22 protein-coding genes are annotated in these 21,599 nt (G+C 61.7%); 21 read left to right on the forward strand and 1 reads right to left on the reverse strand.

Annotated features, from left to right (window positions below):
- The first annotated feature begins 2 nt into the window (after positions 1 to 2).
- The 3 genes from nadD (at position 3) to rsfS (ending at position 1,784) form a co-directional block, all read left to right on the forward strand.
- The gene (gene nadD / locus I4W07_RS02175; RefSeq protein ID WP_055285119.1) at positions 3 to 680 is read left to right on the forward strand and encodes a nicotinate-nucleotide adenylyltransferase; all 678 of its coding nucleotides are present in this window, start codon (positions 3 to 5) and stop codon (positions 678 to 680) included.
- Positions 681 to 767: 87 nt separating this feature from the next.
- Positions 768 to 1,301, forward strand: coding sequence for a bis(5'-nucleosyl)-tetraphosphatase (symmetrical) YqeK (gene yqeK, locus I4W07_RS02180; protein WP_196025487.1), 534 nt, complete (start codon positions 768 to 770; stop codon positions 1,299 to 1,301).
- Positions 1,302 to 1,328: 27 nt separating this feature from the next.
- Positions 1,329 to 1,784: a ribosome silencing factor gene (gene rsfS, locus I4W07_RS02185; RefSeq protein ID WP_035138582.1), complete on the forward strand. Its 456-nt coding sequence runs from the start codon at positions 1,329 to 1,331 to the stop codon at positions 1,782 to 1,784.
- Positions 1,785 to 1,879: 95 nt separating this feature from the next.
- Here the strand turns inward: rsfS and dinB are convergent, their stop codons facing one another.
- A complete protein-coding gene (gene dinB / locus I4W07_RS02190; RefSeq protein ID WP_196025470.1) occupies positions 1,880 to 3,133 on the reverse strand; it encodes a DNA polymerase IV in 1,254 nt (417 codons plus the stop codon).
- Positions 3,134 to 3,334: 201 nt separating this feature from the next.
- On the opposite strand from dinB, the gene rpsP reads away from it, so the two are divergent.
- The 18 genes from rpsP (at position 3,335) to tsf (ending at position 21,594) form a co-directional block, all read left to right on the forward strand.
- Positions 3,335 to 3,676 carry a 30S ribosomal protein S16 gene (rpsP, locus tag I4W07_RS02195; protein WP_022094749.1) on the forward strand — a complete coding sequence of 114 codons (342 nt, stop codon included), beginning with the start codon at positions 3,335 to 3,337 and terminating at the stop codon, positions 3,674 to 3,676.
- 42 nt (positions 3,677 to 3,718) lie between these two features.
- On the forward strand, positions 3,719 to 3,964 hold the full coding sequence (locus I4W07_RS02200; protein WP_171021534.1) for a KH domain-containing protein: 246 nt from the start codon (positions 3,719 to 3,721) through the stop codon (positions 3,962 to 3,964).
- Positions 3,965 to 3,998: 34 nt separating this feature from the next.
- The gene (gene rimM, locus I4W07_RS02205; RefSeq protein ID WP_233546451.1) at positions 3,999 to 4,490 is read left to right on the forward strand and encodes a ribosome maturation factor RimM; all 492 of its coding nucleotides are present in this window, start codon (positions 3,999 to 4,001) and stop codon (positions 4,488 to 4,490) included.
- Between the two features lie 10 nt (positions 4,491 to 4,500).
- On the forward strand, positions 4,501 to 5,259 hold the full coding sequence (gene trmD, locus I4W07_RS02210; protein WP_196025471.1) for a tRNA (guanosine(37)-N1)-methyltransferase TrmD: 759 nt from the start codon (positions 4,501 to 4,503) through the stop codon (positions 5,257 to 5,259).
- Positions 5,260 to 5,261: 2 nt separating this feature from the next.
- Positions 5,262 to 5,825 (forward strand): signal peptidase I, encoded by a 564-nt coding sequence (lepB, locus tag I4W07_RS02215; protein WP_055309866.1) that lies wholly within the window; start codon positions 5,262 to 5,264, stop codon positions 5,823 to 5,825.
- A 59-nt stretch (positions 5,826 to 5,884) separates the two neighbouring features.
- Positions 5,885 to 6,796, forward strand: a complete 912-nt coding sequence (locus tag I4W07_RS02220) for a glycine--tRNA ligase subunit alpha (RefSeq protein ID WP_006236091.1) — start codon at positions 5,885 to 5,887, stop codon at positions 6,794 to 6,796.
- Between the two features lie 3 nt (positions 6,797 to 6,799).
- On the forward strand, positions 6,800 to 8,896 hold the full coding sequence (gene glyS / locus I4W07_RS02225) for a glycine--tRNA ligase subunit beta (RefSeq protein WP_196025472.1): 2,097 nt from the start codon (positions 6,800 to 6,802) through the stop codon (positions 8,894 to 8,896).
- A gap of 34 nt (positions 8,897 to 8,930) precedes the next feature.
- Positions 8,931 to 9,806 carry a pyruvate, water dikinase regulatory protein gene (locus I4W07_RS02230; protein ID WP_196025473.1) on the forward strand — a complete coding sequence of 292 codons (876 nt, stop codon included), beginning with the start codon at positions 8,931 to 8,933 and terminating at the stop codon, positions 9,804 to 9,806.
- A gap of 342 nt (positions 9,807 to 10,148) precedes the next feature.
- Positions 10,149 to 12,899: a pyruvate, phosphate dikinase gene (gene ppdK, locus I4W07_RS02235; RefSeq protein ID WP_271739733.1), complete on the forward strand. Its 2,751-nt coding sequence runs from the start codon at positions 10,149 to 10,151 to the stop codon at positions 12,897 to 12,899.
- A gap of 209 nt (positions 12,900 to 13,108) precedes the next feature.
- Positions 13,109 to 13,450 (forward strand): 50S ribosomal protein L19, encoded by a 342-nt coding sequence (rplS, locus tag I4W07_RS02240; RefSeq protein WP_006236098.1) that lies wholly within the window; start codon positions 13,109 to 13,111, stop codon positions 13,448 to 13,450.
- A gap of 93 nt (positions 13,451 to 13,543) precedes the next feature.
- A complete protein-coding gene (locus I4W07_RS02245) occupies positions 13,544 to 14,332 on the forward strand; it encodes a ribonuclease HII (protein ID WP_055250018.1) in 789 nt (262 codons plus the stop codon).
- Between the two features lie 189 nt (positions 14,333 to 14,521).
- Positions 14,522 to 15,007 carry a YraN family protein gene (locus I4W07_RS02250; protein ID WP_006236100.1) on the forward strand — a complete coding sequence of 162 codons (486 nt, stop codon included), beginning with the start codon at positions 14,522 to 14,524 and terminating at the stop codon, positions 15,005 to 15,007.
- The gene (locus I4W07_RS02255; RefSeq protein WP_196025474.1) at positions 15,007 to 16,530 is read left to right on the forward strand and encodes a YifB family Mg chelatase-like AAA ATPase; all 1,524 of its coding nucleotides are present in this window, start codon (positions 15,007 to 15,009) and stop codon (positions 16,528 to 16,530) included. The genes I4W07_RS02250 and I4W07_RS02255 overlap by 1 nt, the downstream gene beginning before the upstream one ends.
- Positions 16,527 to 17,462, forward strand: coding sequence for a DNA-processing protein DprA (locus I4W07_RS02260; protein WP_196025475.1), 936 nt, complete (start codon positions 16,527 to 16,529; stop codon positions 17,460 to 17,462). The genes I4W07_RS02255 and I4W07_RS02260 overlap by 4 nt, the downstream gene beginning before the upstream one ends.
- A gap of 14 nt (positions 17,463 to 17,476) precedes the next feature.
- A complete protein-coding gene (gene trmFO, locus I4W07_RS02265; RefSeq protein ID WP_196025476.1) occupies positions 17,477 to 18,814 on the forward strand; it encodes a methylenetetrahydrofolate--tRNA-(uracil(54)-C(5))-methyltransferase (FADH(2)-oxidizing) TrmFO in 1,338 nt (445 codons plus the stop codon).
- Between the two features lie 8 nt (positions 18,815 to 18,822).
- Positions 18,823 to 19,731 carry a tyrosine recombinase gene (locus tag I4W07_RS02270; RefSeq protein ID WP_230317433.1) on the forward strand — a complete coding sequence of 303 codons (909 nt, stop codon included), beginning with the start codon at positions 18,823 to 18,825 and terminating at the stop codon, positions 19,729 to 19,731.
- 219 nt (positions 19,732 to 19,950) lie between these two features.
- Positions 19,951 to 20,679, forward strand: coding sequence for a 30S ribosomal protein S2 (gene rpsB, locus I4W07_RS02275; RefSeq protein ID WP_196025477.1), 729 nt, complete (start codon positions 19,951 to 19,953; stop codon positions 20,677 to 20,679).
- Between the two features lie 45 nt (positions 20,680 to 20,724).
- Entirely contained in the window at positions 20,725 to 21,594 is an 870-nt protein-coding gene (gene tsf, locus I4W07_RS02280) for a translation elongation factor Ts (protein WP_022094736.1), read from the forward strand.
- Positions 21,595 to 21,599: the final 5 nt, after the last annotated feature.

The raw sequence follows: 21,599 nt of genomic DNA on the forward strand, positions 1-21,599 counted from the left end.
CCATGTCGCTGCGCGGTGGAATCGGTCTGCCCGAGCTTCCTCTAGAGGACGGGCAGGAGTTTAGGCTCGGCATTATGGGTGGCACCTTTGATCCCATCCATTACGGGCACCTGGTGACTGCCGAGCAGGCGCGCGAGTCGCTCGACTTGGACGCTGTGCTCTTTATGCCGGCGGGCTCTCCTGCTTTTAAGCTTGACAAGCCGGTGACGCCTGCCGAGGACCGTTATGCCATGACGGTCCTCGCCACCGCCGCGAACCCGGCTTTTTTGGCGAGCCGGTTCGAGATCGACCGCCCGGGCGTAACCTATACGGCCGATACGCTTCATGCCCTTCGCGACTTTTACCCGCCGCAGGTAAAGCTCTACTTTATTACGGGCGCCGACGCGATTATCGATATTGTGACCTGGCATGATGCCGAACGAATCGCTGAGCTTGCTACCTTTATTGCGGCGACACGACCGGGCTTTGATATCGATACGGCGCGTGCCCGAATCAAAGAGTCGGGGCTGCCGTTCGACGTGCGCTATATTCAGATTCCAGCGTTGGCGATCAGCTCGACGAACATTCGTAAGCGAGTTGCCCGCGGTATGAGCGTGCGCTATCTTACGAGCGAGTCCGTGCTCGGCTACATTCGCAAACGCAGGCTATATGCCGATTTGGGCCAAGAAGATTTTGAGTGATGGGGGTCTACGTTGTCGGTAGAGGATCAGTTTGAGGGCGATGAGCGCGCGCTGCTCAAGCGCATTCAAGAGCTGCTCGATGTTCGCATGAAGGATAAGCGCAAGCGCTATGTGCATTCGCTGGGTGTTGCCGAGACCGCACTTCATCTGGCCGAGGTCTACGGCGTTGACCGCTTTGATGCCGCTGCCGCCGGCCTGATCCATGACTGGGACAAAGTGCTCTCCGACGACGAGCTGGTCACGCGCGCTCTGCACTACGGCATTAAGATTGCCGGCTCTCCTTCCGCCGCGACGCCGCTTTTGCATGGCCCTGTTGCCGCCTATGAGCTTCCGCAGCTTTTCCCCGAGTTGTCGTTGGCCGTTTTCCAGGCTGTCGACCGTCACACCGTGGGTGCCTGCGACATGACGCCGCTCGATATGGTGGTCTTTGTGGCCGATGCCATCGAGCCCAACCGCCACGGCGACTATGCCCATGCGTTGCGTAAGATGGTGGGGGAGTCGACGCTCGACGAGTTGTTCTTCTCCTGTTTTGCGCAGGGTTTGGTCTATGTGATTCAGTCCGGGCGCTATCTTTATCCCACGGCTATTTCGATTTACAACCATTACGCCCAGCTGCGCTAGCTCGGGCTGTCTAGAAAGAGGTATTCCATGGCCGACGAGACCATGACCGACGAGCAGATTCTTGAAGGTGTGGAGCACAAGAGCTTCGTCGCCACGTCCGACCGCACTGCCGCCTCGCTGTCTGCGAGCGGTGTCGCCGCCGAGGATGTCGCCCGCGCCGCCGCGCAGGCCGCCTACGACAAGAAGGGCGAGGACGTTCAGGTGCTCGACCTGACCGAGCTTTCCGACGTATGCGACTACTTTGTGCTTGCCACCGGTACCAACAACCGCCAGGTCGATTCTATCGTCGACGAGATCGAGGAGAAGGTCGCCGAGGCTTGCGGCGAGCACCCGTTCTCCATCGAGGGTCGCGAGCAGAAGACCTGGATGCTCATGGACTACGGTTCGGTTGTCGTCCACGTCTTCACTCCCGAAGCCCGCGACTTCTACCGCCTCGAGAAACTCTGGGGAGACGCCCCCCAGCTCCCCCTCAACCTCCTCTAGTAGCTCATTTGAGACGGGGTTAGCTACCCTCACGCATATCGCCGGGCAGTTGCGGTTTTCCGCACCTGCCCGGCTTTCTTTTTGCCCAAAGGCGGTTAATCGTTGAAGCGGGATTGGCGGCCGAAGGATAGGGCGGTGTCGCCGAACTTGTCTCGGACGGCGTCGATGGCGACGGAGAGGTCGCGGCGGTCGCTGGATTGGGCTCCGCGGTCATCGATCTCGCAGAACAGGTCGGTCTGGATGCCGCCTTGGTGGTCGAAGTCGCTCATGCCGATGCCCGCTAAGCGAACATGCATGCCTTCCTGCCAGATGTTGTCGAGCAGTTCGAGTGCAACCGCCACGAAGATGTTCTCATCGTCGGTCGGATGAGGCAGCCGGCGCTGTGCCGTACGCCCGTTGCCATACGAATACTTAAGCTTGAGCGTTACCGTGGCACCCGTCAGCCCCTGACGGCGCAGGCGGCGTCCCACTGACTCTCCCAACAGCGCAATTGCCGCCTCAATATCCCCACGCTCAGTCAGATCTTTAGCAAAGGTGCGTTCATTGCTGACCGACTTGACCTCTCGCTCTTCATCGAGGCTCGTGACTTCGGAGATTTCGAGTCCCAGCGCACGCTGGCGCATGCGTTCGCCGTTGACGCCAAAAATAGAGGCCAGTGTGGACTCAGGCGCGCGCGAAAGCTCGCCGAGGGTGTAGATGCGCATGCGGCGCAGTCGCTCCTCGGCCGAGCGCCCGATGCCACTCATGGCAGATACCGGCAGCGCGGCCAAAAAGCGCTGCTCGGTTCCGGGGCGCACGATGGTCAGCCCAAACGGCTTATCCCGCTCGCTTGCGATTTTTGCGACCGTCTTGTTGCAGCCCACGCCAATGGAGCAGGTCACTCCCAGCCCTGCCACGCGGTCGCTTATACGCCGCGCAACCAGCAGCGGGTCTTCGGGCGCAAAGCGACCCGGTGTGATATCGATAAAGGCTTCGTCGATGGATACGCGCTCGACGCGCGGGGTCTCGTCGGCGAGAATCGCCATGACCTGCGCGCTCACCTCGCGGTAGCGATCAAAGTGCCCGTGCGTCCAAATGGCTTGCGGGCACAAGCGCCGCGCTTCGGCCGAGGCCATGGCAGAGTGCACGCCAAAGCGACGTGCCTCATACGAACACGTGGACACGACGCCACGCGAATCGGCGTCTCCGCCCACGATGAGCGGCTTGCCGCGCCATTCGGGATGATCGAGCATCTCCACGCTCGCAAAAAACGCATCGAGGTCCATCAGGCCCACCGCCGGACCCGTCCAGGGAGGCGGCGTGACGCCCGTGGCATCCTCATAACCGTATGTATGTTCGCGTCTTTCCATGTCATGAGTATACCGCGCAGCTCATGTGGGGTGCGTGTATGTGCTTGCAAATCCCGAATTCTTGTCTAAGATATGGATTTGCCCTCGACTACACCGAAGAAGTTGGTCTCACGGACTTCACCTGCCCGCGTCGATGGCGTATTATGTTCAACTGTTTGTTTGTAGTTGCAGCCTAAAGCTGCTTGGTTGGAGGAGTTTCCTTTGGCAGTCAAGATTCGCCTTGCTCGTCACGGCGCTAAGAAGCGTCCGTACTACCGTGTCGTCGTCGCCGATTCCCGCGCCCCGCGTGACGGTCGTATCATCGAGGAGGTTGGCCGCTACAACCCGATGACCGCCCCCAAGACCATCAACCTCGACCTCGAGAAGATCGCCGACTGGCAGTCCAAGGGCGCTCAGCTCACCGACGCCGTCGCCGCTCTGGTCAAGGCCGCCAACGAGGGCGAGAAGACCGAGACCGTCGTCAAGAAGTCCAAGAAGCAGCTCGCCAAAGAGGCCGAGGCCGCTAAGGCTGCCGCTGAGGCCGCTGAGGGCGCCGAGGAGTAAATCGTGCCTGAGGTTGACGCTGCACAGCTCGAGGGTGAGGCAATGCTCTCAGATCGCATCGCCGATCTCGTCGAATATCTCGTTGTTCAGATCGTCGACGACCCGGATTCCGTGAGCCTTGAGGTCATCGATGGTGACGACGCCTCTACGATTGAGGTTTCGGTCGCCGAGGATGACGTCGCTAAGGTCATCGGCCGTCGTGGCCGTACCATCAAGGCCATTCGCACGCTCGCCCGTGCACTGGCCGCTCGCCTCGACACTGCTGTCGAGGTAGAGGTTCTGGGCTAGGACCTTGAGGTCCCAGTACAAAAACATCGCCCGTGTGGTCAAGCCGCACGGAAGGAAGGGGGAGGTCCTCGCGCAGCCGCTGCGGGGGCTTCCTTCTGTATTAGAGCCGGGTATGCGCGTCGCCCTGACGCCGCCGGCGCTCAAGCGCGACCGCTTTTGCACGGTCGTGTCCGTCACCGATACGGGCGATGGCGATCTGGTCTCGTTTGAGGGCATTGACGACTTGACGGCCGCCGAGGGTATCACGGGATGCTACGTGCTGGCAAATCGTGACGATTTTGAGCTCGATTCGCTCGACGCTGCCTATACCGACCTGATGGGTCGCGAGGTGGTCGACGAGCGCTTCGGTTCGCTCGGCACGATTGTCGAGATCATGTCGACGCCCGCTAACGATGTTTGGGTTGTCGAGGGTGATCGGTACGGCGAGGTACTGATTCCCGTGATCGAGCAGGTCGTGCTCGATCTTCCCGATGCAGGAACAATTTCCGTCCACGTGATGGACGGCCTGATCGATATGGACAAGTAGGGAGGACAACATGCTGATTGAGACCCTTTCGGTCTTTCCCGAGATGTTTGAGCCCGTCATGTCCACATCGATTTTGGGCCGCGCCCGCAAGGCCGGCCTTTTTGATTTTAAGGCGTATAACCTGCGCGACTGGACGCACGACCGCCATCGTACCGTCGATGACGAGCCGTACGGCGGCGGGCAGGGCATGCTCATGAAGGTCGAGCCTATCGCAGAGGCCATCGAGGCCATTAGCGCAGAGGGTCCCAAGCCCACGGTTGTGTTCTTCACCCCCTGTGGCGAGCCCTTTACGCAGCATGTGGCCGAGCGCCTGCTCAAAAGTGAGTGCCTGCTGTTTGTGTGCAGTCGCTACGAGGGCGTCGACGAGCGCGCGTATGCGTATGCCGATGAGCGTCTGTCGATCGGCGACTACGTGCTTACGGGCGGCGAGCTTCCCGCTATGGTCGTTGCCGATGCCGTCGTACGCCTGATTCCCGGCGCCCTGGGCGACGAGATGAGCAACGTGGACGAGTCGTTCTCGACCGCCGAGGATGGAGGCCTGCTCGAGTACGCGCAGTACACCCGTCCTGCCGAGTTCAACGGCGAGGGCGTGCCTCCGGTGCTTGTGAGCGGCGATCATGCTAAGGTCGATGCGTGGCGTCGTAAGAACGCCATCGAGCGCACCTGTCGTTGGCGTCCCGATCTGATTGAGACGGCGCGGCTCACGCCCGAGGAGCGCGCTTACGCGCAGGAGATTCTGGACGCTTCGTATTCGCAGAGCGAGGAGTGAGGATGGTTCCATCGCAGCATTCCGTGCTAAAGGGTGCGTTTGAGTGGATCGTGGTCGTCGCGATCGCACTGGTCGCTACCTTCTTGATTCGCTCGTTTGTGGTCGAACCCTTTGTGGTACCCACCGGTTCCATGGAGTCCACGATCGAGATTGGCGACCAGATCCTGGCACAAAAGGTGAGCCTCGAGCTCGGTCAGCCCGTCAAGCAGGGCGATATCGTGGTGTTTCACAACCCCGATGGCACCTCCGAGCATGATGTTCTTGTCAAGCGTGTTATTGCCACGGCCGGGCAGACGGTCGACCTGCAGGATGGCAAGGTGGTCGTTGACGGCCAAGCGCTCGACGAGGACTATACGACGGGCATGAGCTGGCCACTTTCGGTCCAAGCGCCCGGCGCTCAGGTAAGCTATCCCTACACCGTTCCCGACGGGTGCGTGTGGGTGATGGGCGACAACCGCGAGAACTCTGCTGACTCCCGCTACTTTGGCCCGGTCGACCGCTCCGAATTGATCGCCGTGGCGCTCGTGCGTTACTGGCCGCTCAACCGTCTGGGCGCTATCGACTAAAAACCGCTATAGTACAGTACCTAACCGTGTAATCGTTTCGACGAGGGGATATTAGAGGCATGAACGCTTCATCGCTTTCCTTCCAAGACATCATCCTGCGCCTCCAGCAGTACTGGGGCGAGCAGGGCTGCGTCATCATGCAGCCCTATGACTCCGAGGTCGGTGCCGGTACCTTCCATACCGCGACCACGCTGCGCTCGCTCGGTCCCGCCGAGTGGCGCACCTGCTATGCACAGCCCTGCCGCCGTCCCGCCGACGGCCGCTACGGCGAGAACCCCAACCGCATGCAGCACTACTATCAGTTCCAGGTGCTCATCAAGCCCTCGCCGGTCAACGCCCAGGAGCTCTACCTGGGGTCTCTTGCCGCCATTGGCCTGGACCCCAACGACCATGACGTCCGCTTTGTCGAGGACGACTGGGAGAGCCCGACCCTTGGCGCCTGGGGCCTTGGCTGGGAGGTCTGGCTCAATGGCATGGAGGTCACGCAGTTTACGTACTTCCAGCAGGTGGGCGGCATCGAGGTCGACCCCGTGCCCGTCGAGATCACCTATGGCCTGGAGCGTATCGCCATGTATGCGCAGGGCGTCAACTCCGTCTACGACCTGGTGTGGAGCTACCTGCCCGACGGCACGCCCATGACTTACGGCGACGTGTTCCTCGAGAACGAGCGCGAGTTCAGCGCTTACAACTTTGAGGTCGCCAACGTCGAGATGATGCGTCAGAAGTTTGATGACTACGAGGCCGAGTGCCACTCCTGCCTGGAGCGTAAGCTTCCGCTGCCGGCGTACGACTGCGTCATGAAGTGCAGCCACGCTTTCAACCTGCTCGATGCCCGCGGTGCGCTGTCCGCGGTCGAGCGTGCCAACTACATCCTGCGCGTCCGCGCCGTCGCCAAGGCGTGCTGCGAGGCCTACATGGCCGAGGTCGCCGGAGTCAACGAGAATGCCGACCAGGAAGGCGAGGTGGCGTAAGCCATGGCAGACGCTAAAGATTTCCTGTTTGAGATCGGTACGGAGGAAATGCCCTCTGCACCGCTGATCAATGCCGTCAAGCAGCTTGGCGCCATGATCGCCAAGGGTCTCGACGAGGCCGGTCTGGCCCACGGCGAGGTCCGCGTGATCTCGAGCCCGCGTCGCCTGGCTGCACTCGTTGCCGACGTTGCCACCGCGACCGATGAGGTTCACGAGGTCAAGCGTGGCCCCGCGGCCAACATCGCCTTCGATGCCGACGGCAACGCCACTAAGGCCGCCCAGGGCTTTGCCCGCAAGTGCGGTGTGGCTGCCGAGGACCTGGTCCGCCGCGAGGACACCGACGGTCGCGAGTATGTCTTTGCCGAGAAGAACATTCCTTCCGCCCCGGCCACCCCGATCCTGACGGCCCTGTGCGAGAAGACCATCGCCGGCCTGCAGTGGCCCAACTACCGTAGTCAGCGCTGGGGCCACGAGCACGCCACGTTCGTGCGTCCGGTCCGTTGGATCTGCTGCCTTCTGGGCGAGGACGTTGTGCCCGTGTCTTTTGCCGACGTGACGAGTGGCAACACCACGCGTGGTCATCGCGTACTTGGCCCCGGTGACCATGTGGTCGCCAGCCCCGCCGTCTACGAGCAGGTGCTCGAGGATGCCGGCGTGCTTTCTGCCGAGCGTCGTCGTGAGACCATCCTCGCCGGTATCGCCGAGGTCGAGGCTGCCCGTCCCGGCTGCCATGTCGATACGCCCAAGAAGGTCTTTGAGGAGGTCATTAACCTCTGCGAGTGGCCGACGGTGCTCGTCGGTACCTTCGATGAGGAGTTCCTTAAGGTCCCGCACGAGATCATCTGCGAGTCCATGCTCACCAATCAGCGCTACTTCCCGATCTATGACGGCGAGGGCAAGCTCACGCGTGAATTCGTGGTCGTCTCCAACAGCAAGCCCGAGAACGCCGAGCGCGTGATCGACGGCAACGAGCGCGTCGTGCGCGCCCGTCTGGACGACGCAAAGTTCTTCTACGAGGAGGACCTGAAGATCTCCCTCGACGAGTTCCGTGAGCGTCTGGCCAAGGTTGCCTTCCAGGAGAAGCTCGGTAGCGTGCTCGCTAAGTCCGAGCGCATCGAGCAGCTCGCGCTCGCTATTGCCCGCGAGGCACACCTGGGTGCTCATCTGGCAGCCGACGCCGGCCGTGCCGCGCACCTGTGCAAGGCCGACCTGGTGTCCAACGCCGTCGTCGAGTTCACGAGCCAGCAGGGCGTGATGGGCGGTTATTACGCGACCGCGATGGGGGAGAACGACGAGGTCGCCCACGCCATTCGCGATCACTATCGTCCCCGCTTTGCCGGTGACGAGCTGCCCGAGGGCACCGCTGGCTGCATCGTGGCCTGTGCCGACAAGCTCGATACCATCGCCGGTATCTTTGCCATCGGCGAGCCCCCGACCGGCTCTTCGGACCCCTATGCGCTGCGTCGTGCCGCTATCGGCATCATCAACATCCTGCGCGACCGCCTGCCGATCGACCCCACGTCGCTCATCGACTTTGCTCTCGAGCTCTACAGTGAGCAAGGCATTGAGTTCGACGCCGCCGAGGTCGCCCAGCAGGTTCGCGACTTCTTCCATGGCCGCCTGGTGAGCATGGCCCGCGACGAAAAGATCCCGGCCGATACCGTTGCCGCCGTCTCCGCGGTGCACATCATCGCCCCGTCCGTCTTCTTCGCCCGCTGCGCCGCCCTCGACGAGGCCCGCAAGAACGACGCCGAGACGTTCGACAACCTTGCGACCGCCTATGCTCGCGCTGCGCATATCTCCAAGCCCGAGCTGGGCGTGGAGTACGACCGCAGCCTGATGGGCGAGGCCGAGCTCGCGCTTGCCGATGCTTCCGAGGCTGCTCAGACTGCTGTCGATGCTGCCCTTGCTGCCGAGGACTACCCGGCCGCATTTGCCGCCCTCGCCGCCCTGCGCGCGCCCATCGACCGTTTCTTCGATGAGGTCATGGTCATGGACAAGGACGAGCAGCTCCGCGATAATCGCCTTAAGCTGCTCAACCGCTTCGAGGCCGTTTTCTCCGGCATCGCAAACATCGGTGAGCTTGCTCGCAAAAAGTAAGCTAGCCTGCGCATAAGCGCAAAAGGAGCCCCGCATGGATTGCCCGGTCACCGCTCGTCCCACCGTTATCGTTATCTCCGACTCGCTCGGCGATACCGCTTGTGAGGTGGTGCTTGCGGCGTCCGGGCAATTTGATGAAGGGGCTTTTCGCGTTTTACGTCTGCCCAAGGTGACTTCCGTGGAGCAGGTCAAGTCGTTTGTGGGTCCGCGCGTCGATGCCGATCATCGCGATATTGCCGTGTTCCACACCATTGTCGATCCGGCGCTTCGCGCCCGTGTGCTCGATTACCTGGGCATGCTGCATATCCGTTCGGTCGACCTGATCGGCCCGACGCTCGCCGTGCTGTCGTCGCTCATCGGTGTGCCGCCCAAGGGCGTTGCGGGCGTGATTCACAAGACCGATGACCGCTATTTCCATCGTATCGAGGCCATGGAGTATTTCGTTGAGCACGATGACGGGCGCGGCTGCGACGATCTGTCGGGTGCCGATATCGTGCTGCTGGGCGTATCGCGCACGTCCAAGACGCCGCTGTCGATGTATTTGGCCTATCAGGGCTACAAGGTCGCCAATGTCCCACTGGCGCATGGCATAGAGCCGCCCAAGTCGATTTACGAGGTCGACCCGATGCGCCTGTTCGGCCTGATTTCGACCGTCGATGTGATTTCCGAAATTCGCGATAGCCGCTTGGGCGATGACTACGCTCGTGCCGTTGCCGGCTCCTATGCCGAGCCCGAGAGCGTGCACAGCGAGCTCGAGGAAGCCCGTGCGCTCATGAAGCGCCTAGGCTGCTTTGTGGTGCGTACCGACGGCAAGGCGATCGAGGAGAGTGCCTCCGAGATCATTGCTCACCTCGAAGAGATTCAAGAGGCAAGAGCCCGCCGCGCCGCCCGCCGCACCCGACAAAAGTAGCTAATTTGGGACGGGGCTTTTTTAGCTACCCCGGCTGAGGTCGCGAGCTTTTTGGCCGATTGCCGACGGGGGCAGCTAAAAAGCCCCGTCCCAAATTTGCTACTTGTGGTAAAGCGATTTAGCAAATTACTTGCGTTTGACCTGCGAGTTTCTTGTAGTGGTAACTTCATAAGGTAATCACCTTTACCTACCGTTTACCGCCAGTTTTAGCACGTTTACCAAACCTCGTATCCTCTGCTCAAGCCCGCTCAAAACCCGCCGTATAGTTCCCTCACGGCCCGCATCCGGCGGGTCGATTCGTTACCACGGTCGTGTGCGAGAGCGCACGGAAGGGGAAGTATCGTGAACGATTGCAAGAGGGTTTACCGTTTTGGAACCGATGCCCAGGGCGCTTGTGTCACCGAGGGCGACAAGTCCATGAACTTCGTGCTTGGCGGCAAAGGCGCTAACCTTGCCGAGATGAGCCGCATTGGCCTGCCGGTTCCCGGTGGCTTTACCATTACCTGCCAGACCTGCGTTGAGTACTCCGGTGCCGGCAACGTTTGGCCCGAAGGCGCACTCGATGAGATCGTTGCCGCCGAGGCAGATCTTGAGACCCGTTGCGGCAAGAAGCTCGGCGACGCCTCCGATCCGCTGCTCGTGTCGGTGCGCTCGGGCGCCCCGTTCTCCATGCCCGGCATGATGGACACGGTCCTCAACCTGGGCCTCAACGACGACTCCGTTCAGGGCCTTATCGCCCAGACGCAGAACCCGCGTTTTGCCTGGGACAGCTATCGTCGCTTTATCCAGATGTTCTCCAACGTCGTCATGGGTGTTGATGCTGATTTGTTCGAGAATGCCCTGACCCAGGCCCGCCTGGTCGCCGGCGTTCGCGTCGACTCCGAGCTATCGGCCGAGGACCTGCAGGAGCTCGTCGAGACGTTCAAGGGCATTTTCTCCGACAACGTCGAGGCCGCCCTGTACCCCGAGCTCGAGGCCGCGGACGGCAAGCCCGTCTTCCCGCACGACCCGGGGCTCCAGCTACGCCTCGCCATCCAGGCCGTCTTTGGCAGCTGGATGAACGAGCGCGCCTGCATCTACCGCAAGCAGCATGGAATTTCCGACGACCTTGGCACCGCCGTTAACGTCCAGGCCATGGCTTTTGGCAACAAGGGCGAGACCTCGGCGACCGGCGTCGCCTTTACGCGCAACCCGGCCGACGGCACCAAGGAGTTCTACGGTGACTTTCTGGTCAACGCCCAGGGTGAGGACGTCGTCGCCGGCATCCGCAACACCGAGCCCATCGCCGACCTCAAGGCCACCCCGGGTCTTGAGTCCGCTGGCGAGGAACTCGAGCGCGTGTTCCTGACGCTCGAGGACCACTACCGCGATATGTGCGATATCGAGTTCACCATCGAGCAGGGCAAGCTCTGGATGCTCCAGACCCGTGTGGGCAAGCGTACCGCCACCGCCGCCCTGCGCATTGCCATCGAGATGGTTGAGGAGGGCCTCATCACCCGCGAGGAGGCCGTGAGCCGTATCGATCCCGCGCAGCTCGACCAACTCTTGCACCCGCAGTTCGATTCCTCCAAGAAGTACGAGGCTCTGGCTTGTGGCCTCAACGCCAGCCCCGGCGCCGCCGTGGGCGAGGTCGTGTTCTCGAGCGATGACGCCGTCGCGCGCGCAAACGAGGGTCATAAGGTTATCTTGGTCCGTTGGGAGACCAACCCCGACGACTTGAAGGGCATGGTCGCCGCCGAGGGCATCCTGACCAGCCACGGTGGCAAGACGAGCCATGCCGCTGTTATCGCCCGCGGTATGGGTACGCCCTGCGTCTGCGGCGTTGAGCGCTTCCACATCGATGCCGCCGAGAAGGTCGTGCGCATCGAGGGCAGCGACCGCGTGCTGCACGAGGGCGACATCATCTCCATCGACGGCACCCAGGGCATCGTCGTCGACGGTCCCGTCGACCTGGTCTCCGCCGAGCTCACCGGCGATCTGGATACCATCCTGTCCTGGGCCGACGAGATTCGCCTGGACGAGACCTGTGGCCACGCCAACCACGTGCGCGTTAATGCCGACAACCCCGAGGACGCCGCGCTCGCGCTCGAGTTTGGCGCCGAGGCCATCGGCCTGTGCCGCACCGAGCACATGTTCCTGGGCGATCGCAAGAACATCATCCAGAGCTTTATCTTGTCCGACGATGAGGCCGTGAAGCAGCAGGCTCTGGCAGACCTGCTCAAGGTTCAGACCGAGGACTTCCTGGCGATGTTCAAGACCATGTCCGGTCGTGATGTGGTCGTTCGTCTGCTCGATCCGCCGCTTCATGAGTTCTTGGATAATCCTCGCGAGCTCGAGGTCGCCATCACCAAGAAGGAAGCCGCTGGCGCCAGCGAGGAAGAGCTTGCAGCCCTGCGCGCTCGCCTGCGTCGTATCGACGGCATGGTCGAGTCCAACCCGATGCTCGGCCTGCGTGGTGTGCGCCTGTCCGTCGTCTTTAGCGATCTGCCGCTCATGCAGGTTCGCGCCGTCGCCACGGCTGCTGCCCGCCTTATCAAGGAGGGCGTCGTCCCGCGCCCCGAGATCATGGTCCCGCTCGTTTCCATCACGGCCGAGCATGTCCAGACCCGCGAGGTAATCGAGCGGGTAATCGCCGAGGTTTCCGCCGAGGAGGGCGTCGAGCTCAATATTCCCGTGGGCACGATGCTCGAGCTGCCGCGCGCCTGCATGGTCGCTGACGAGATCGCCCACCACGCCGACTTCTTCTGCTTTGGCACCAACGACCTCACCCAGACGACTTTCGGCTTCTCGCGCGACGACGCCGAGGCCAAGTTCATTCCGCTGTACATGCACAAGAAGATTCTGAAGGACAACCCCTTCGAGACCATCGATTCAGCAGTACTCGAGCTGGTACGCATGGCAGTCGAGAAGGGCCGTGCCACCAACCCCGACATGCACTTTGGCGTGTGCGGCGAGCACGGCGGCGACCCCAAATCCATTAAGAACCTGTTCAACGTGGCCGATGTGGACTACGTGTCCTGCTCGCCCTATCGCGTGCCCCTCGCGCGCCTGGCTGCCGCTCAGGCCAAGCTCGAGGCGAAGCGCTCCGCGTAACGTTTTGGGTTTAGACGCCTAGCGTAGCCCCCTTCATGCCGCCCGTCTCATTCGTGAGGCGGGCGGTTATCATGTGCGGGTTTTGTCTTTTTGTCTGCGTAAAAAATTGTTCTTGCAGCAGAAACCCGCGCGTGTATACTCGAATACGTTTGTTCAACTACGTGCCGGCCAAGGTGGTACGGCACCTCTAGAAGAGTAAGGAATTGCACATGGATTACATCCGCGCAATCGAGCGTCAGCAGATCCGCGAGGACATTCCTCAGGTTCGCGTCGCCGACAACGTCAAGGTTCACTACCGCATTAAGGAAGGCGACCGCGAGCGCATCCAGGTCTTCCAGGGCGACGTCATCCGCATGGCCGGCGCCGGTGCCCGCGAGACCTTCACCGTCCGCAAGATGTCCTTCGGTGTCGGTGTTGAGCGTACCTTCCCGCTTCACAGCCCCAAGATCGCCAAGCTCGAGGTCGTTCGTCACGGTCGCGTCCGTCGCGCCAAGCTGTACTACCTCCGCGACAAGGTGGGCAAGGCTGCTCGCATCCCCGAGAAGCGCTAAGAAGATCGCAGCGTCTGTCCACTCGTTTGGACACAAGGGCCACCTTCGGGTGGCCCTTCTTTTTATCTGATTTGCATGCAAGGAGGGCCTGGTATGGCCAATATGACGAGCTCGGTTTCGGCATCGCAGGTTGCCGGAGAGCTGGCGAGCGCAACGTTTGAGGAGATCCCCGCCCTCGTGGAGCATTATCGCGAGGACCCGCGCCAGCAGGTGATCAAGGCTTGTGAACGCGCCCTCAAACGCCATGCCAAAGAGCTTGCCGAGCGCGAGCGCGTCAATGACATGTACGAGCTTATGCATGAGCTTGGCGGCGATGGAGTGGTCGTTGGTGTCGACGAGGTGGGTCGCGGATCGGTGGCCGGTCCTTTGACGGTATGCGCTGTCTGCCTTCCTATGGAGCCGCGCGTCTGGGGCATCAACGATTCCAAAAAGCTCACGCCGGCGCGCCGCGAGTTGCTCTCAGTGAAGATTGCCGAGGTGGCGACGGCGATCGGTTTTTGCCATATCGCGCCTAAGGATATCGATGAGATGGGCATGGCCCGTGCTATCCGTACCGCCGTTGCGGGCGCCGTGGCCGATACGGGGCTCGAGCCCGATTGCGTGCTTATGGATGGCAACCCCTTGGGCGCCGTTCCTAACGAGCGCGATGTGGTGAAGGGCGATGCCAAGATCGCCTGCATCGCCGCGGCGTCCATCATGGCTAAGGTCACGCGTGACGAGATGATGGTCGAGTACGACGCCGAGTATCCCGAGTACCATCTGGCCGAGTCGAAGGGCTATGCGAGCCCCGAGCACATCGAGGCCATTCGAAAACATGGACTTTGTCCACTGCATCGTGTGAGCTTTTGCGGAAACTTTCTGCAGACTGAGCGCCTTTTCTAGGTCAATTGTGGAGACGGGGACCTCTGGGGTTTTATAAACCTGCTGGTAGCGGGCCGTATGCAACACCATTGTTGCGTACGGCCCGTTTTTTGACGGCATTTGGTCAGCTTTTGGTTAGCTTCCGGTACTTACCCGCATGAAAGGTGCCCTCATCATCGGGGCACTGCAGTGTGCGGGAAAGGAGACCCCATGAGTGCCGCAAGCAAAAAGAGCAAGACACAGCAGCTCAAGGAGCGTTGGGAAAACGGCGAGCTCGACTGCGGGGCGATGACGCCCGAGTTTATCAAGGGACTCAGTCCCCGCGAGCTGGGTATGCTGGGCGAGCTGATCACCATCGACTACTTTAACGAGCGCGGCTACACCTTGCTGGAGCAGGGTTATCGTTGCACCGAGGGCGAGGCTGATCTGGTGCTGCTCGATGAGCTCGACGATGTCGTGGTGATGGCCGAGGTCAAGACCAGACGCGTCGCACTGGATTGCAACACGCGGGTCTTTCCCGAGGAGGCCGTGGACGCCCAAAAGCAACGCCGCTACCGCCGCATCGCAAGCTGCTATCTTATGGAGCATTATCCGCTCAAGGCGATCCGCTTCGATGCCGTGGGTGTCACCATTCGCGGCGGGCATATCGCCGAGATCGAGCATCAGTACAACGCGTTCGATTGGCAGGTGTCGTGATGGCGTTCGAGACGTTTGCCGTTCACGCGGCCTGCATCCGTGGCGTCGAGGCGATTCACGTCACGGTCGAGGTCTCGCTTGCCGGTGGCGTTCCGGGCATTCAGATGCTCGGTATTCCGAGTATGGAGGTGATGGAGTCACGCGGTCGTATTCGCTGCGCGATGCGCTCCGCCGGGTTCGAGATCCCACGTTCGGGCATTACGGTCAACCTGGCGCCCGGCGATATTCGCAAGACCGGTAGCGGCTTTGATCTGCCCATCGCCATCGCGGTTCTGGCGGCCGATGGGCAGATTCCCCGTGACAACCTCGATCGCTGCCTTATCGCCGGCGAGCTCGGCTTGGACGGTACGGTGCTTCCCGTCAAGGGCGAGGTGGCGTTTCAGCTGCTGGCTCGCGACATGGGGCTGTCTTTTATCGCCGGCAGGTCAGACCAGCATGTGCCACTCGCGGGGGTGGATTGCGGCTTTATCGATCATTTGTCTCAGCTTGCTCATGGTATGGGCGATGCCGCGCGCCATTATCTGGATTCCGAGGGCGTCGAGGCAACCTTTGAGCCAGAGCTCGACTATGCCGACGTACTGGGGCAGGAAGTCGCTAAACGCGGCATGGCGCTTGCGGCAGCCGGCGAGCTCGGCCTGCTCATGATCGGCTCGCCCGGTTCGGGCAAGACCATGCTCGCGCGCCGTATGACCGGCATTCTGCCCGAGCTTTCTGTTGAGGATCAGCAGGAGGCGCTGTGCATTCATTCGGTCTTGGGCGAGAACATCGATGGCTTATTGGCAGGTCATCGGCCGTTTCGAAGCCCACATCACAGCATTTCAACGGCGGGCCTCATTGGCGGTGGGCGCCCGGTGCACCCGGGTGAGATCAGCCTTGCTCATGGCGGCGTGCTCTTTTTGGACGAGCTTGCCGAGTTTCCCACTGGCGTGCTGCAGACGCTGCGTCAGCCCATCGAGCGCGGCTACGTGAGGATCGTACGCGTCGACGGGGCTTTTACCTTCCCGTCGCGCTTTCAGCTGCTGGCTGCGAGCAATCCCTGCCCCTGCGGCTTTTTGGGCGATCGCGAGGTGCCGTGTCGCTGCTCGGCGGCGATGGTCGAGCGCTATCGGTCTAAACTGCGCGGTCCTTTGGCCGACCGTATCGACATGATGATCGATGTGACCCGTCCCGACCCTCAAGTGATTATCGAGGGTGCGGAGGGCATGTCGTCGGCCGAGTTACGTGACTACGTTGTGCGCGGTCGCGCCTTTCGCGCTTGGCGCGAATCCCGCACGGACGATGCGGATGCCGAGGCCGAGGATGACGAGACACGGTCCATTGACGGCGTCGTTTCGACCTTTGAGCTCGATGATGCGGCGGAGAAGTGTGTGCTCGGCCTGTCGAAGCGCACGCATCTCACAGGGCGTGGCATCGTGCGCCTTGTTCGCATTGCGCGCACGATCGCAGATGTCGCCGAGAGCGAGCAGGTGACGCAGGACCACGTGCTCGAGGCGGCGATGTACCAGGGAAGGAGGGACCAATGATAGCTGAGGGGACCTTCGAGCTGCATCCAGGTGACGCGTTGTATCCCGAGACCGTTTTGGAGCTTTCTGATGTACCTCAGACGCTCTATGTGCGCGGCAACCCCGAGGCGCTTTCGACGCCCGCGCTCTCCATCATCGGTGCGCGAAAGGCCTCGCCGTATGGTCTTGCCGTGGCAGAGCTTGCGGCGAAGGTGGCGGTTGAGGCGGGAGTGACGGTAGTTTCGGGCGGTGCGGTCGGTTGTGACCAGGCCTCGGGTTGGGCTGCGGTCAACGCCGGCGGCATACACGTTGTGGTGCTGGGGACGGGCGCCGACGTGGTCTACCCGCGTTCGAGCGCGGGGCTGATTACGCGCACGCTTGATACGGGTGGCGCGGTCGTGTCGATCTCTCCGTGGGGCATGGGTCCGCGCAAGTTCGCCTTTCCGCGCCGCAATCGCGTAATCGCGGCCCTGTCGCAAGCCCTCTTTGTATCCGAGGCGGGTATGCCTTCTGGGACGTTTTCCACAGCCGAGGCTGCTATGGATTTGGGGCGCGAACTTCTTGCCGTGCCGGGGTCGATCCTATCGCCCGAGTCGCGTGGCACGAATTACCTCATTGCGAACGGTGCCTGCTGCATCGTCGACGAGGAATCTATTGAGATGGCTATCTCACGCATCTACGGAACCCTGCGCTACTCGCGCCCCGATGCTCCCGGCATTGCCGACCTGGATCCAACGCAGCAGACCGTGATGCATGCGCTCATCGCCTCTCCGCTCAAGGTCGACAACATCGCGGCGCTCGTCTCGCTCGATGCTGTCGGCGTACTCAAACTCTTGGGTTCGCTTGAACTCGAGGGTCTTATCGAGCGCATGATGGATGGAAGGTATGCGCCCTCCAAGTTTGCCCTTCACGCCCAGACACCCTTCGGTCACAATGGAAAACGTGTCAATTAGAAAGGTGTTTGCAGATGCAGTTCGATCAGGTGACAGTTATCGGCGGCGGTCTGGCGGGTTCGGAGTGCGCGATCCAGCTGGCAGATCGCGGTTTTGCCGTAAAGCTGTGCGAGATGCGCCCCCAGGTGAGCTCCCCGGCTCACCATACCGATCACCTGGCAGAGCTCGTCTGCTCGAATTCGTTTAAGTCGACCCGTCCGGATTCCGCGGCTGGTTTGCTGAAGGCCGAGCTTGAGCGCATGGGTTCAGTCCTGCTCGATTGCGCCCATCGCGCGGCTGTTCCCGCCGGCGGTGCCCTGGCGGTCGACCGCGTCAAGTTTTCCGAGCTTGTCGAGGCCGAGGTTGCCGCTCGTCCCAATATCGAGGTCGTGCACGGCGAGGTCACGCAGATTCCCGAGGGTCACGTGGTCATTGCCGCGGGCCCGCTGTGTTCACCGGCGCTGAGCGAAGAGGTTATGAAGCTCGTCGGTGGCGATGCCCTGGCATTCTTTGATGCGGCGGCGCCGATCGTCGATGCCTCCACGCTCGATATGGACGTGCTGTTCTCGCAGTCGCGCTACGAGGAGCAGGGGGGCGGCGACTATCTCAACGCTCCGCTCAATAAGGAGGAGTACGAGGCCTTTATCGAGGCGCTTACCACGGCCGACCGCGTGGTGCTCAAAGGCTTTGAGGGCGGCGATCTGTTCCAGGCTTGCCAGCCTGCCGAGGAAGTTGCGCGCACCGGCAAGGACGCCATTCGCTTTGGCGCCATGAAGCCCGTCGGCCTCACCGACCCACGTACCGGACGTCGCCCCTGGGCGGCGATTCAGCTGCGTGCCGAGAACAAGGAGAAGACCGCCTATAACCTAGTGGGCTTCCAGACCAACTTGACCTTTGGCGAGCAGAAGCGCGTCTTCCATATGGTGCCGGGCCTGGAGAACGCTGAGTTCTTCCGCTACGGTGTCATGCACCGCAATACCTTTGTCGACGCCCCGCATGTGCTCGATGGCACCTTTGCCGTGCCCGGTACCGGTGTGCGCCTGGCCGGTCAGATCACCGGCACCGAGGGGTACATGGAAGCCGTGGCGACAGGTCTGCTCGCGGCGCTCAACACCTATGCCGAGGCTATCGGTGCCGCGGGCGTCGAGTTGCCGCGTGTGGGCGCCCTGGGTGCGCTCGTGGGCTATGCGACCGATCCTGCCACCGTGGGCTATCAGCCCATGCATGTCAACTTTGGCCTGGTGCCGCCACTCGAGGATGGTAAGCGCCGCAGCAAGCGCGACCGCTACCAGGCCTATGCGGACCGTGCGCTCGAGGCCCTCGATGCCTACTTGGCCACGCGTTCCGACTTGTTTGGAGGCGACCGGTCATAGCCTTTGACCTGTACGACACCGTCGACTCGTTTATCGCCTATATCGCACGCGTCGAGGGGCTTTCTCCCAACACGGTGACGGCCTATGGCTCGAGGCTGGAGCGCTTCGCTGCCTGGTGCGAGCGCGAGGATATCGATGCTTTCGCTGCCGACGTGCGCACCATTCGTCGCTATCTTGCCGAGCTTTCGCGTGGGCAGGTGGCTCCCCGAACGCTTGCGGCGCACCTGTCGGCTATTCGATCTCTCTATCGCTGGATGGCTGCCGAGGGGATTGTCGAGGGCGATGCGGTCTCGGCGATCGCATCGCCCAAGCTGCCGCGTGACCTGCCGGGCGTCCTTACGACCCAGCAGGTCGAGGCGCTGCTCAAGACGCCTGATACCTCGACACCCGCGGGACTGCGCGATGCTGCGATGCTCGAGCTGCTCTATGCCTCGGGTGCCCGCATCTCAGAGCTTGCGGCGCTCAATGTGGAATCCATCTCATGGTCCGAGCGCACGCTGCGCCTGTGGGGCAAGGGAAGCAAGGAGCGCATCGTTCCTCTGTATCGTCGTGCGCTCGATGTGACGCGTCTCTATATTGAAGAGGGGAGGCCGGAGTTGCTCGCTCGGGCAAAGCGCCGCGACCTCGCTACCGGGCCGCATCCGCTGCTTATATCGGCGCGCGGCAATCGCATGAGCGCCGCGATGCTCCGGCGGCGGTTCCATACGCTGGCGACGCTCGCCGGCATTCCGGCCGACATCGCCCCGCATGCGATGCGCCATACCTTTGCGACCGACTTGCTCGAGGGCGGTGCGGACCTGCGCTCGGTTCAAGAGCTGTTAGGTCATGCGAGCCTGTCCACGACGCAGATCTACACGCATCTCACACCCGATCGGCTTAAGCGGGCTGTGGCTCAAGCCCATCCCCGCGGCGAATAGTGGCTGGGACGTCCCGCGCCGCACTCAGGTGTGTGGTTTTGATTGCGGGTTGGCAGGAAGAGGCATTCCTGCTATCATTCATCGGGTTGCTTCACGGCAACATGTTTTTATCACGCACGCGCGGCTACTTCATACCGTGGTGCCCGGGCTTTGGTAGCACATGTCCGGGTTGGTTTTGGAGGATGACCCCGCGCGGAGGCAAACCACAGGAGGTTTAACATGGCTACCAAGATTAATATCCGCACCCTGCTCGAGGCCGGCTGCCACTTCGGTCATCAGACCCGTCGCTGGAACCCCAAGATGAAGCCGTTCATCTTCGGTGAGCGCAACGGCATCTATATCCTTGACCTCAAGCAGACCATCCTCGACGCCGACCAGGCCTACACCTTCGTCAAGAACGTCGCCAAGGGTGGCAACGTGCTGTTCGTCGGCACCAAGAAGCAGGCTCAGGAGGCCGTCAAGAACGCTGCTGAGCGCGCCAACATGCCTTACATCAACCAGCGTTGGCTCGGCGGTATGCTGACCAACTTCGTCACCATCCGCTCCCGCATCAACCGCATGGAGGAGCTCGAGGCCATGGTCGAGGACGGCCGCATGGCTGTTCTGCCCAAGAAGGAGCAGGCTGTTCTCGGCAAGGAGCTCACTAAGCTCCAGACCAACCTCGGTGGCGCCCGCGACATGAAGGGTCTGCCCCAGGCTCTCTTCGTCATCGACACCAAGCGCGAGGAGAACGCCATCAAGGAGGCCCAGCGCCTGAACATCCCCGTCGTCGCCCTGATCGACACCAACTCCGATCCCGACGAGGTCGAGTACGGCATCCCCTGCAACGATGACGCTATCTCCGCTGTCACCCTTATGTGCGAGCTCATGGCTGACGCCTGCCTCGCTGGCTCCGGCAAGGAGCAGGTCTCCGAGGCCGAGATGGCCGCTGAGCCCAAGGTCGAGTAAATCAGTCTTAGTTAATTCTTTTTCATCTCTTTGAAAGGAACCACAATGGCCCAGATTACCGCCGCTATGGTCAAGCAGCTCCGCGAGATGACCGACTCCCCGATGATGGAGTGCAAGAAGGCTCTCGTCGAGGCTGACGGCGACATGGACGCCGCTGTCGACGTTCTGCGTAAGAACGGCCTTGCCAAGGCTGCCAAGAAGGCTGGCCGTGAGACCAACGAGGGCGCTGTCGCCGCGTTCGTCTCCGAGGATGGCAAGACCGGCGCTCTGCTCGAGCTCTCCTGCGAGACCGACTTCGTTGGCTCTAACGCCAAGTTCACCGGCTTTGCTTCCAAGGTCGCTGAGGTTGTCGCTACCACCGAGCCTGCTGACGTCGACGCTCTGCTCGAGAAGCCGATGGGCGAGGAGACCGTTTCCTCCGAGCTCACCGAGATGATTCACATCATGGGCGAGAACATGAAGATCTCCCGCTTCGCTGCCCGCAAGGCTGAGAACGGCGCGCTCGCTTCTTACATCCACATGGGTGGTAAGATCGGCGTCCTCGTCGAGTTCGCCTTCGAGAAGGCTGAGACCGCTCAGGCTGAATCCTTCAAGACCTTCGCTCACGACGTTGCCCTTCAGGTTGCCGCCGTCGCCCCGATCTGCGCTACCCGCGATCAGGTTCCGGCCGAGACCGTCGAGCACGAGAAGCAGATCTACATGGCTCAGGCTGCCGAGTCCGGTAAGCCCGAGGCTATCCAGGAGAAGATGGCTGTCGGCCGTCTTGAGAAGTTCTACAAGCAGTCCGTGCTCACCGAGCAGGAGTTCATTAAGGACAGCTCCCTCACCATCAAGAAGTACGCTGAGCAGGTCTCCAAGGAGCTCGGCGACACCATTACCGTCGTTGCCTTTGACCGTCTGGTCCGTGGCGAGTAAATAAG

The sequence above is a fragment of the Collinsella aerofaciens genome (assembly GCF_015670745.1).
Classification (GTDB): domain Bacteria; phylum Actinomycetota; class Coriobacteriia; order Coriobacteriales; family Coriobacteriaceae; genus Collinsella; species Collinsella aerofaciens_T.

Coding starts and splice junctions, on each gene's coding strand:
- nadD (WP_055285119.1), top strand. CDS start 3: ATGTCGCTGCGCGGTGGAATCGGTCTGCCCGAGCTTCCTCTAGAGGAC.
- yqeK (WP_196025487.1), top strand. CDS start 768: ATGAAGGATAAGCGCAAGCGCTATGTGCATTCGCTGGGTGTTGCCGAG.
- rsfS (WP_035138582.1), top strand. CDS start 1,329: ATGGCCGACGAGACCATGACCGACGAGCAGATTCTTGAAGGTGTGGAG.
- dinB (WP_196025470.1), bottom strand. CDS start 3,133: ATGGAAAGACGCGAACATACATACGGTTATGAGGATGCCACGGGCGTC.
- I4W07_RS02200 (WP_171021534.1), top strand. CDS start 3,719: ATGCTCTCAGATCGCATCGCCGATCTCGTCGAATATCTCGTTGTTCAG.
- trmD (WP_196025471.1), top strand. CDS start 4,501: ATGCTGATTGAGACCCTTTCGGTCTTTCCCGAGATGTTTGAGCCCGTC.
- lepB (WP_055309866.1), top strand. CDS start 5,262: ATGGTTCCATCGCAGCATTCCGTGCTAAAGGGTGCGTTTGAGTGGATC.
- I4W07_RS02220 (WP_006236091.1), top strand. CDS start 5,885: ATGAACGCTTCATCGCTTTCCTTCCAAGACATCATCCTGCGCCTCCAG.
- glyS (WP_196025472.1), top strand. CDS start 6,800: ATGGCAGACGCTAAAGATTTCCTGTTTGAGATCGGTACGGAGGAAATG.
- I4W07_RS02230 (WP_196025473.1), top strand. CDS start 8,931: ATGGATTGCCCGGTCACCGCTCGTCCCACCGTTATCGTTATCTCCGAC.
- rplS (WP_006236098.1), top strand. CDS start 13,109: ATGGATTACATCCGCGCAATCGAGCGTCAGCAGATCCGCGAGGACATT.
- I4W07_RS02245 (WP_055250018.1), top strand. CDS start 13,544: ATGGCCAATATGACGAGCTCGGTTTCGGCATCGCAGGTTGCCGGAGAG.
- I4W07_RS02250 (WP_006236100.1), top strand. CDS start 14,522: ATGAGTGCCGCAAGCAAAAAGAGCAAGACACAGCAGCTCAAGGAGCGT.
- I4W07_RS02255 (WP_196025474.1), top strand. CDS start 15,007: ATGGCGTTCGAGACGTTTGCCGTTCACGCGGCCTGCATCCGTGGCGTC.
- I4W07_RS02260 (WP_196025475.1), top strand. CDS start 16,527: ATGATAGCTGAGGGGACCTTCGAGCTGCATCCAGGTGACGCGTTGTAT.
- trmFO (WP_196025476.1), top strand. CDS start 17,477: ATGCAGTTCGATCAGGTGACAGTTATCGGCGGCGGTCTGGCGGGTTCG.
- rpsB (WP_196025477.1), top strand. CDS start 19,951: ATGGCTACCAAGATTAATATCCGCACCCTGCTCGAGGCCGGCTGCCAC.
- tsf (WP_022094736.1), top strand. CDS start 20,725: ATGGCCCAGATTACCGCCGCTATGGTCAAGCAGCTCCGCGAGATGACC.